The following is an 11,433-nucleotide window of genomic DNA, read 5'->3' as shown; positions in this document are numbered from 1 at the left end:
TTTATAGAAAATTAAACTTTAATGTAACCATAGCCCACAATCTGGCGATTGAGTATTTCAATTACGCCATTAGGTGTTACATCAATAAAAGGTGGTAAAAGTTCAGTGTCGAGCTCTTGGGCTTTTAAAGAATTTGCGCAAGCGACCCATTTAACAGAGGATGACATTTTTTCAATTGTCACCAGCTGGCTGTATTCGAAGTAGTGTGAGACAGCTTCACCGTTAGCGATGACAACAATTTTATCGGCATATTCTTCAGCTAATAAGTTGAAGATGTTTTTTTCCAAATGTTGCCACTTTCTATTCTCGTTAATATGAAAAACAACAGGCATTTTTTTGCCCTCCTTTATTTTTTACCAATTAAAATTTCAAAATCTGCTGTAATAATGCCATCACTTTTCGCGATAAACTGCTGGATTAAATCTTCTTCTAAATTCCAAGTGAGTGGTGTCATATGTAGCAAGTGCGATAGTTGTTGAGCGTTAAGTTGCGTTGTATAGTTGATTGTTTCGCGCGTGAAGTCAGGGAATTGGCCTTCAAACAGAGCCACAGTATCATCGTTTGAGTAATCCGCTTTTGTCGTATCCGCAAAGAAGTAGTGACGCAATTCTTTCAGGTAATTAGACTGTGGTACTATTTTGATGACACAACCTTCTTGTGTAAGCATTCGATCAAATTCTTTATAGTTGGCGGGTGATAAAATATTTAAAATAATATCAATTGTTTGATTGGCGAAAGGCATATTAGCTAAGTCCGCAACAAGCCATGAGACAGTTGGGTAATGTTTTGCCGCAGATAAAATACCTTCTTTTGCGATATCTGTACCGAAAGCAATAGCCAGTTTATCTCCTAAAGTCTCTTTTAGATAAGCAACATGGGAACCTTCACCACAACCACCATCAACTAATGTTAAGGGTTTCGTTTGGTGATACGTATTGATAATTGTCGTCAGACGTTCAAGTAACGGTGTGAAAAAGGCGCTTTCTGTAATGAGTTCACGACGTGACTCAAAAAGTTCCTTATCATAATGAGTGGCGTTATTTTGTACAAGTAAGTTTAAATACCCTTGTTTTGAAAAATCAAAATTGTGACCTTGTTCACAAATAGCGCTATCAGTAATAGACATAGCGGTGTGACAGATGGGACAACTCAATAAGGTATCGTAGTGTTTAAATCGAGCGATGCTGTTCATTTTTTTACTCATGTGCTTCCTCCGTGCTATTTTAGTATGTATTTATTATAACATGAAGCCTTTTAGGAACTGCATATTAGTTGTAAAGAGTAGGGGGAATTGTAAGTGAAATAAAAAAGACACAGATATAGCCAGTAATTTACTGACAATAGCTGTGTTTTTTAAGGTTAAACTTTGCTTGTGAGCGAAAGCTCTGTTACGGGATCAAAAAGATGTGCTTTACTTAGGTCTAATCCAAGTTCAATCTTAGCATGTAATGGATATTGCGTACGTGCATTCACACGTGCAATGACATTTTGTCCGCCGATTGTTGTATGAAGCATATATTCCGCTCCGGTTAATTCAGCAACTAATACCTCGCAGTGCACAGTGTTTTCAGGTGCTGCTGATAAAAAGAGGGGTTCATCATGCATATCTTCTGGACGAATACCTAAAGTAATCGGACCGTCAGGGCGACCGTTTAACATTTTCAATTTACCTTCAGGAACAGTTAGTTGTGTACCAGGTGCAATAAATTGATTGCCGCGCAATTCACCAGTAATAAAGTTCATGGGGGGTGAACCAATAAAACTGCCAACAAAGAGATTAATTGGATTTTCATACACATCTTTAGGTGTTCCGACTTGTTGAATGACACCATCTTTCATGATGACAATTCGAGTGGCCATCGTCATTGCCTCAGTTTGATCATGTGTCACATAAATCATAGTGGTATTTAACTCTTGGTGTAATTTACTAATCTCGGCACGCATTTGCACACGTAATTTTGCATCTAAGTTTGACAGCGGCTCATCCATGAGAAAGAGTTTTGCTTCCCTTACAATCGCACGTCCTAATGCCACACGTTGACGTTGTCCACCTGATAACTCACGTGGCTTACGTTGTAAATAATCAGTTAAACCTAAAATATGAGCGGCTTTATCAATGCGTTCTTTGATTTCTTTTTTGTTCATTTTACGTAATTTTAAACCAAAAGCCATGTTGTCATACACGCTTAAATGCGGGTAAAGGGCATAGTTTTGGAAAACCATTGCGATGTGACGGTTTTTAGGTGCGACATCATTCATGAGGTGTCCGTCCATGATAAATTCACCACGACTAATATCTTCTAATCCTGCAATCATTCGGAGGGTAGTGGACTTTCCACACCCAGAAGGACCAACGAAAACGATGAATTCTTTATCTTCAATTTCAAGATTAAAATCGGAAACAGCAGTAACTTTTTTATCATAAATTTTATCAATATTTTTTAGTGAAATGGCAACCATATGGATCGCCCCCTTGTTTTATTTTTTTGGAATACGGAAATGTGTGATTGAGAAAACAGCTAAAACCATCGCAATTAAGCCGAAAGAGAGCACTGTCATAAAGAGCATAATGTTAAAGGTGAACAGACTAATCAAGGTTGTAACAATAGCTGGTGCACCCATTAACATGGTACTGATTGCAAAGACTTCTTTACCTGAACGAATATCGCTTAATTTTGAACGTTTAACGAGTGATATGAAGAACGAGACGGCGAGCCAAGTGAGTAACTGTGTGAGTAATAAAGCAATGAACGCCATTAATAATAATGTGGGAACAATAACGCTTTGATTACTCTTAAACCACTGCTGATTGACCCATTTTTCAAAAGAAGCAGCTGTTCTAAAATCAGCGGTTGACGTGTCTTTTGTGTAAGGCAGTGAAAAGCGATAAAGGTCATTACTAATAATGGTGACCGCTTTTTCTTGAAAAACCACTGCTGTTTTTACGCCTTTAAGCGTTGGGCCATCGTCGCCTTGAACGATAGGCAACTGATTGGTTGTATCAACGGCAGCAAGTGTCTGCTCAGTTTTTGTTGTCACATCATCTGCGTGTAAACGTCCGTTTTTAAACGTTCCGTTTGAAACACTATTTAAGCTGTCCTTTAATGATAAGTTATAGGGCTCAGGCATGATAAGTGATAAGTTGAAGGTCGTCATTTTTCCAATTTGTAATGTAATGGGCACCATTAACAGCGCAACCAAAAGAAACAAGCTAAAGAGCAATTGCCAGATGTTAAATTGATTTTTCCCAGCCATAATCCGACGAGGTGAAAAAATGCGCGACAGGTAGTTAAATAAAAATGGTGTTTTTTTCATGTGTCTTCCCTCCAAAATGCTTATCGTGTTGTTTGAGCGAACTTATCCTTTTGTTCCACCAGCTGTTAGGCCTGAAACGAAATTTTTCTGTAGTAAGAAGAATAAGAGAACAATCGGTAAAGCTGTCAGTATAGCTCCTGCAGCAAACAAGGCTACTTTTTGCTGTTGTGGATCAGATACCAATGTTTGTAAGCCTACAGCTAATGTTAAACGTTCATCCGAACGTAGTAGGAATTTAGCTAATAAGAAATCGCCGAATGGTGCCATGAATGCCCATAATGCTTGTACGGCAATCATTGGTCGTGCTAATGGTAAGATGATTTGCCAGAAAATACGGAAGTGGCCGGCACCATCAATACGTGCTGATTCATCAAGGTCACGTGGGATTGTATCAAAGTAACCTTTCATTAACCAAGTATTCATTGGAATCCCACCACCGATATAGAGAATGGTTAAGAACCAATAAGTATCAAGGCCATTTAGTAGCATTGCTAAGACATAGAAAGCAGTCAAGGCAGCCATTGTCGGTACCATTTGGATAATAAGGAAGAAAATTAAGCTGTTTTTACGACCTTTAAAACGGTAACGACTATAAGTGTAACCTGCTAATGTAACAATGGTGACTTGAATCACCATTACTGCAACGGCGATGATAATTGTATTTTTATACCAAAGTAAATAATTTGTTTCACTAAATAAACGGCTAAAGCTATCCAGTGACCATTGGCCTGTAAAGTCTAATGTAAAAGCAACAACACTACTGTCTTTAAAGGCAGATGAAGCTGTAATGAGCAATGGATAGATGATGATAATCGAAAGCACGATTAAGAATAAATAAGTGAACAGGTGCGCCATGAGACGCGATTGTTTTTGACTTCTACCAAATTTTTGTGCCATCTTACATCATCTCCTCATTGTTAAAGGCGTTTGTTTTCTTAAAGGCAATCAATGATACAGAGATAACAATGATTGAAATTAAGAGTGTTACGGCTGCAGCTACAGAATATTGTGGCGCTGTACCAGTTGTAAGTTTGTAAATCCAAGAAATTAAAATATCCGTTGAACCCGCACCAGAACCAACACTTCCAGGTCCACCTTCATTAAAGAGATAGATGATTGAGAAGTTGTTAAAGTTAAACGTATATTGTGTAATTAAGACAGGTGCCGTTGCAAATAAAATCATCGGCAATGTAATATTAGAAAAACGTTGGAAGGCAGAAGCACCATCAATTTTAGCAGCTTCGTACATTTCCTCGGGAATTGATTGAAGAACGCCGGTTACCATGACATAAATGTAGGGGAAACCAAGCCAACCTTGAATCATAATAATAGCAGTTTTTGTCCAAAAAGGATCTGTCTTCCAAGCGACCGCATCAATATTTACAAATGGTAAATGATTGAGGAAGGGAATGACTTGCGCATTAATAGCACCGATACTATCATTAAACATGTTTGAAAAACTCATAATTGTAATGAATGCTGGGACTGCCCAAGGCAATAGGAATAAAATACGGAAGAACGATTGTCCTTTAACAAATTTTTGATTCACAATAACCGCTGTGATAATCCCTAAAATAATTTGCAGCGTGGTTGCTAATAATGTCCAAATGATTGTCCAAGAGAAGACGCTCGCAAAAGTGGCACGATAAGAAGCAAGCACAAATAGATTTAAGAAGTTTTTAAACCCAACCCAGTCTAAGAGACGGAAAGGGGTAATATGTTGAAAATCATAGTTAGTAAAAGCGATGAAAATAGTTACCATAACAGGGAAACAAATAACAAACGTCATCAATAGATAGGCAGGTAAAGTAAGAAGGTAAGGAAAACCATCTTCATACAAACTGTGTAGGTTTGCTTTAGCTGTCGTGTTGACGGATAGTCCGTTACGGTATCGTTTGGCAATATTACGTGCGTCAAATATTACAAGCACGTAGAAGAAGATAAAAATCAATGTCACAATGATTTGTAAGGAACCGCGAATCATCATAAATAGTGAATTGTCAACGATAGGGGTAGTACCAAGACTTACAAAGTTTGCGAGTGCTTCAAAGCCAAAGAGGAACATTTCAACAAAAAATAGTACAAAACCAGCAAGGAAAATGCTGCCTTTAAAATATTGTTTATTATAAAATTGTCCCAATCCAGAGATGAGCGATAAATAGGTCGCTTTTTGTACAGATTGATTGGTTTCTTTCACAAGTATCTCCTCGATTCTAGGGCAAATAGGATATGAAAAAATGATGACACCTACAGAAGCCATAAGTATACGTGGCAAAATGTAAGTGTCATTTATTCTTAATTAATGGCTATTTGCTTTCGTATTTTTCACTAATATTTGTCTTGATTACCTTAACAGCTGCATCCGCAGAAGCTTGAGGTTCTTTTTTACCTGATACAGCATCAAACATCAAGTTTTCAACGCCAGTCCATACTTCACTCATTTCAGGGATAGTTGGTGTTGGTGTTGAAGTTTGGAATTGATCAATAACAGCATTTGTTAATTCATCATTTGTTTTAGCTGCTTTATCACGTGCTGTTTCGTTAGCAGGAATTTCGTTTGTGTCTTCATAAAATTTGAAGGCATTGTCTGCATTACCAGCGTAAGCTAACCATTTTTGAGCTAAATCAGGATTTTTTGAATACGATGTTGCGATCCATGCTTTACCACCAGCGAAAGGACTGTAATCTTTATCACCAGGTAATTTAGCGATAGAAGTGACACCATAATTAACCTTAGCTTTTTTGTAGGTTGCAGCTTGCCAAGGACCGTCAATAACAACAGCAGTTTTACCTTCAGTGAATTGTTTTGTTACAAAATCACCGGCACTTTTGTTATCTAACATTCCTTTAGGCCATTTTTTGTACCATTCTTTTGCGTATTCAACACCTTTTACAGCGCCTGCGTTGTTTAAACCGATATCATTTACGTCCGTGCCGTCTTTACCAAAAACGTAACCACCGTTACCTGCTAATAAACCATAGCTATAGTAAAAGTCAGTCCATTTTGCTAAAAAGGCAGTATTTGTACCAGATTCTGAAGCAAAGTCGAATTTTTTATCCGTTGCTAATTTTTCTAACTCAGCAAATGTTTTAGGTGCTTCTTTAATTAAATCTTTGTTGTAATACATAACGATTGTTTCGATAACAGCAGGCACACCATATTGTTTGCCTTCAGAAGTAACTAAGTTTTTCTCTTTATCACTAAAGTCATCAGAAGAAAGTGATTTCACTTCAGCCAGATGACCTTGTTGAGCTAAACCACCGACGCGGTCATAAGCGCCTAATGTAACATCCGGTGCTTTTCCAGCAGGTCCATCAAGAGGAATGGCTTCAAGTTGATCGAACATTTGCTTGGTAACGATTTTAACTTTAACATCGTTGTCTTTTTCAAATTTATCTTTGATACTTTCAACATAAGGCTTGTAAATTTCTTCAACAGAGACAGTTAACGTTTTGTTGTCACCAGCGGCCTTTTTATCATCTGTTTTACCGCCCGAGCAGCCAGCAAGTACAAGAGTGAAAGTTAAAAGAAGTGATGTAAATAACATTAATCGTTTTTTCATTGTGATATCCCCCAACATAGTTTATTTAAGAACTACCTTTAGTATAGCTATTTATGCAAACGCTTTCAATGCCTGTGAATGATGTTATCGGTAACAAGATGAGTTACGCTATATTTATAATTGGTCTATCTTATTTATTGATCTTTGAAAATGATGAAATCATTTGTTTTGATTCGGATTTTTTGACCGTGACGTTCACCAGAACCAAAGATTGGTTGAGCAGATTTTGGTAACGTTGGAACAGCAATATCTTGTTCCATTGTTGCACGATTGAAAATACAATATAATGTTGTTTCATTTTCTCGCAATGAGAAGGTAATACTTTCAGATGTTGAAGGCAACCACTGTAATTCACCTTCTTGAATCGTATGGTTGTATTCTTTACGGAAGGCCATTAAAGATTTAGTAAAAGTGAGTAAGTCCTGATCTTGTTTAGTTTCATCCCAAATCATACATTTTCGGCAATCAGGATCGTTAAAACCATCAAGTCCCACTTCAGTACCGTAATAGATACAAGGTGTTCCTTTTTGTGTAAACACAAAGGCAAGCAATTGTTTAAGACGTTGCGTATCGTTATCCATGCGTGAAAGAACACGTGCTGTATCATGACTATCAAGCATATTAAACATCACACTTGTTGTTGCTTTACGATACATCATTAATTGAGTGTTCAATCCCGAAATTAGTGTTTCTTCATCAATGGAACGATCAATGAAATAATCGTTGATTGTTTCAATGTACGGGTAGTTCATTGTGGCGTGGAATTCATCGCCTTCCAACCAACGTTGAGCGCTGTGCCAAATTTCACCTAAGATATAAATATCAGGACGAACAGCAGTCAGAGCAGCATTTAATTTTTTCCAGAATTGGTGATCAACTTCATTAGCGACATCTAAACGCCAAGCATCAATTCCGAATTTTTCTACCCAGTAAGTTGCGATTGAAATCAAGTAATCTTGTACTTCGGGATTAGCTGTGTTTAATTTAGGCATATGAATCGTGAATGAGAACGTATCGAATGATAAGGTCGTTTCATTTTCAATATTGCCATTTTCGCCTTCGCGAACAGGGAAACTGTGTACATGGAACCAGTCTTTGTATTTTGATTTCTCTTCATTTTTAACAACATCTTGCCATTGTGGTGAAAGGTCGCCGATATGATTGAAGACGGCATCGAGCATAATACGCATGCCACGACGATGCGCTTCATCTACTAATAGTTGGAAAGTTTCATCATTACCAAAATGAGAATCGATTGTGAAATAATCTTCCGTATCATATTTATGGTTTGTTGGCGCTTTGAAGATAGGCGTGAAATAAAGACCGTTAATACCCAGTTCTTCGAGGTAATCTAAGTGATTGATAATCCCTTGTAAGTCACCGCCATAAAAAGCAGAGGTTGTCGGCGATTCTTGGCTCCATTCTTTTACGTTAGCGGGTGATAACTCGGGTTGCCCATTAGCAAAACGTTCAGGGAATATTTGGTACCAACGCGTGTCACTTGCCCATTCAGGCGCTTTGAAAGCATCTTGTTCATGTAAGAAAGGCATTCTAAAATAGTAGTTAGAATAAGTGAGCACACGTTCGCTTACTGGGAAACACCCACGATCGCCATAAAAAATTGTTTCGTCATTATTTTCTAAAACAAAGCCATACTGCCATCTTGAGAATGGGGGTTCAACACTAATTTCCCAATAGTCATGTGTTAAGGTTTCGGCTATTTTCGTCATTGGACGTTGTTGTTGCCACCATTTTTCAGTGTCGAAAAGGTAAGGGTCGCCTCCAAGTAGATAGGCTTTTAAAACGTCGGCTTTTTTTGTACGTAAGCGAATGTAAAAACGCCCGTCCGTGTGTAAAAAGGCATCCTCGCTTTCTGGTCTGTGAAAAATTGCTGCTAATTCCATTTAATGTTCCTCCTTTAAGGTGATAAGTATGCCATAAGGTCCTAATTGTTGGCTGTTAGGATTATAAGCTTCTGCGATCAGATGTTTTTCCTCAATTGTAGGTGGTTGAGATAATGTAATTGTCTCAGAGGAAAGGTTGACTCTTACCGCAAGCGTTTGCATATCCAAATGACGGCTAATAAAAAATAAATACGGGTGTAAGGGGTCATAAAAGTGTGTGCTCCCCTTAGCGATTAAGTGCGACCATTCTTTTCGAAGTGCAATTAATTGCCTGTAAAAATGAAAGGTACTGTTTTGCTGTTCTATTTGCTTAGCATAACTCTGCCCTGTAGTTAGTAAATTGTTCCACGGTGCCACGGTCGAAAAACCATGGAAGTGACTGTCATCCCAATGCATTGTGCCACGCGCTGCTTCTTTGGATGTTTTTTGTACAATATCCAATTGTTCGTCAAGTGTTAAAAGCTGTTGGGCTGCTGCTGTGAAATTGGCGACACTCGGATCAGTGTAGTCGGATAGCTGATCGTGAGAGGCATTCGGTAAACCTAATTCTTCTCCTTGATAAATAATTGGCCAACCATGTAAGAAAAATTGTAAGGCAACTAAAGCTTTTGCACTCGGTGCTGAGCCATCACCGAAGCGTGATACCGCTCGAGGATGGTCGTGATTACTGAGATAAAGCCCTAAACCACCTGTTGTGTTTTTACTTTGTGCTTGATAAGCAGCTAGCGTATCTTTAAAGGCGACGAGATCTAATGGCTGTTTGTTATCAACCATCGGGAGGTTGTAGGGTGCTGGAACCGTTTTGAAGTGACCAAAAGTAATTAGGGCATCTAACGTTTCCAAATAAGCCGTTGTATCTTCGGGTTGAGCAGAAGCGGCTTCGCCTAATAAAACAAAAGGGAGACTAGTTTTAGCTGCAATCGTCTGTTTGAAGTCTTGCAAATGTTTAAAGTTTTTAGTGAGATTGGCATAATATTGTTCTGCAATTAGGGGTTCGTTTGTTTGAGAGGCAATAGATAAAAAGCGACGATCTTTTGCCAAGTGTGAAACAGCATCTAAACGAAAACCATCAACGCCCTGTGCTAACCAATAGGCAGCAATTTCAGCGAGTTCATCAACCATTGCTTGATTATCCCAATTTAAATCGGGCATTTCTTTAGCAAAAAGATGGAAGTAACTTTGTTGTGACGTTTCATCATAGGCCCATGTGCTACCGCCAAAAAAGGAAGCCCAATTCGTTGGGGGCGTATCTGGTGTGGCATCTTGCCAGATGTAGTAATCACGGTAGGGTGATTCTTTAGACGCTATTGCTGACTTAAACCAAGCATGTTGATCAGATGTATGATTAATAACTAAATCTAAATAGAGTGATATCCCCTGTGCATGACAAGCTGCTACCACGCGTTGGAAATCTTGTAACGTCCCAAATTTTTGATCAATATGATAATAGTCGCTGACATCATAACCATTGTCCACATCAGGTGATTCAAAAATGGGATTGAGCCAGATAGCAGTAATGCCTAATGAACTTAAATAATCAATGCGCGACAATAAACCATTCAGATCGCCTATGCCATCATTGTTACTATCTTGAAAACTCTTTAAATAGACTTGATATATAATAGGTGACATCAGTGTTCTCCTTTAATGTAAGTAGTTGTTTTCAAGCAGTGCTTGTCGTGAAGGTGTTAATGATAAAGTAGGCTCAAATAAATAACGTGTAGGAGTAGGAGCCTGTGTAATTTTATCAAGAATCATTTGTCCACAGGCGGCGCCCATTTCCAAAATAGGTTGGCGAACTGTTGTGATATGAGGGTGAGACACGCGATCTAAATAAATCCCATCAAATCCAGTGATGCCAATATCTTTACCGATTTTAAGATCTGTAAATTGTTTAACAGCTTGAAGAACACCAGTAGCGATATTGTCAGTCGCACAGACAATCCCGATACGTTCTTTTTTGAGTGTATTTAAACTTCTAGTTAAAAAATGGCGCATAAAGCGTTGTGAATCCTTGAAAGCATTGGGCATATGATAAACGGCACTGTGACGATGCCAGGCACTCATTGTATCAACATACCCTTGTTCCCGAGAACGTTCGAACGGTTCGTCAATATCTGTTCCGAAATAAAGGATACGGCTATAACCATCTTGTAACAACTGTTCTGTCGTTAAGGCAATGCCTTTGTGATTATTAATATCCACATAGTCAAATGAATGTTGATTTTCGCCAAAAAAAACAAGAGGTTCTTTGATGGATTGTATTAATTCGAGATATTGTTCCCGGAAACCAGTGACGATAAAACCATCGCAGTTACCAACTGAAATTGAATCAGGATGAACTATCTGTAATGAATAACGCTGTTTCGCTAAAGTTTGGTTAAGGCCAAGTAACAAATACATATAATAAGGTTCCGTTGTATCAATTTCTTCTAAAAATAAGAATTTTATGATTTGGGTGCGTTTGGTTACTAATGCTTTGGCAGCGTAATTAGGTGTGTAATTTAGCTCTTTCATTACGGCTAAAACCATCAAGCGCACTTCTTCAGTAACTTTTTCAGGATGATTTACGACACGAGAAACGGTCATTTTGGAAACATGTGCTTGTTTTGCCACATCAGATAAAGTTGTCATTATTATCTCCTCCCTCT

General features: G+C 38.2%; 10 protein-coding genes. All 10 read right to left on the bottom strand.

What is annotated here, in order from left to right:
- Nucleotides 1-11: 11 nt before the first annotated feature.
- A complete protein-coding gene (locus tag IKV95_RS05665; protein ID WP_287451493.1) occupies nt 12-332 on the bottom strand; it encodes a DsrE family protein in 321 nt (106 codons plus the stop codon).
- A gap of 14 nt (nt 333-346) precedes the next feature.
- The gene (locus IKV95_RS05660) at nt 347-1,204 is read right to left on the bottom strand and encodes a putative RNA methyltransferase (protein ID WP_069134688.1); all 858 of its coding nucleotides are present in this window, start codon (nt 1,202-1,204) and stop codon (nt 347-349) included.
- A 155-nt stretch (nt 1,205-1,359) separates the two neighbouring features.
- Complete coding sequence (locus IKV95_RS05655) at nt 1,360-2,460, bottom strand: ABC transporter ATP-binding protein (RefSeq protein WP_029090747.1); 1,101 nt, start codon at nt 2,458-2,460, stop codon at nt 1,360-1,362.
- An 18-nt stretch (nt 2,461-2,478) separates the two neighbouring features.
- The gene (locus tag IKV95_RS05650) at nt 2,479-3,315 is read right to left on the bottom strand and encodes a DUF1189 domain-containing protein (protein WP_029090746.1); all 837 of its coding nucleotides are present in this window, start codon (nt 3,313-3,315) and stop codon (nt 2,479-2,481) included.
- A gap of 42 nt (nt 3,316-3,357) precedes the next feature.
- Nucleotides 3,358-4,170, bottom strand: a complete 813-nt coding sequence (locus tag IKV95_RS05645) for a sugar ABC transporter permease (protein ID WP_373453439.1) — start codon at nt 4,168-4,170, stop codon at nt 3,358-3,360.
- A 43-nt stretch (nt 4,171-4,213) separates the two neighbouring features.
- A complete protein-coding gene (locus tag IKV95_RS05640) occupies nt 4,214-5,512 on the bottom strand; it encodes a sugar ABC transporter permease (protein WP_373453438.1) in 1,299 nt (432 codons plus the stop codon).
- Between the two features lie 109 nt (nt 5,513-5,621).
- Nucleotides 5,622-6,878 carry an extracellular solute-binding protein gene (locus IKV95_RS05635; protein WP_069133042.1) on the bottom strand — a complete coding sequence of 419 codons (1,257 nt, stop codon included), beginning with the start codon at nt 6,876-6,878 and terminating at the stop codon, nt 5,622-5,624.
- 134 nt (nt 6,879-7,012) lie between these two features.
- Nucleotides 7,013-8,782 carry a glycoside hydrolase family 13 protein gene (locus IKV95_RS05630; protein ID WP_069118481.1) on the bottom strand — a complete coding sequence of 590 codons (1,770 nt, stop codon included), beginning with the start codon at nt 8,780-8,782 and terminating at the stop codon, nt 7,013-7,015.
- Complete coding sequence (locus IKV95_RS05625) at nt 8,783-10,414, bottom strand: alpha-glucosidase (RefSeq protein ID WP_119904703.1); 1,632 nt, start codon at nt 10,412-10,414, stop codon at nt 8,783-8,785.
- A gap of 12 nt (nt 10,415-10,426) precedes the next feature.
- On the bottom strand, nt 10,427-11,416 hold the full coding sequence (locus tag IKV95_RS05620) for a LacI family DNA-binding transcriptional regulator (protein ID WP_069124592.1): 990 nt from the start codon (nt 11,414-11,416) through the stop codon (nt 10,427-10,429).
- Between the last annotated feature and the right edge of the window lie 17 nt (nt 11,417-11,433).

It is taken from the genome of Brochothrix sp. (assembly GCF_017549435.1).
GTDB lineage: Bacteria > Bacillota > Bacilli > Lactobacillales > Listeriaceae > Brochothrix > Brochothrix thermosphacta.
This window is presented reverse-complemented; position numbering and strand designations above follow the sequence as displayed.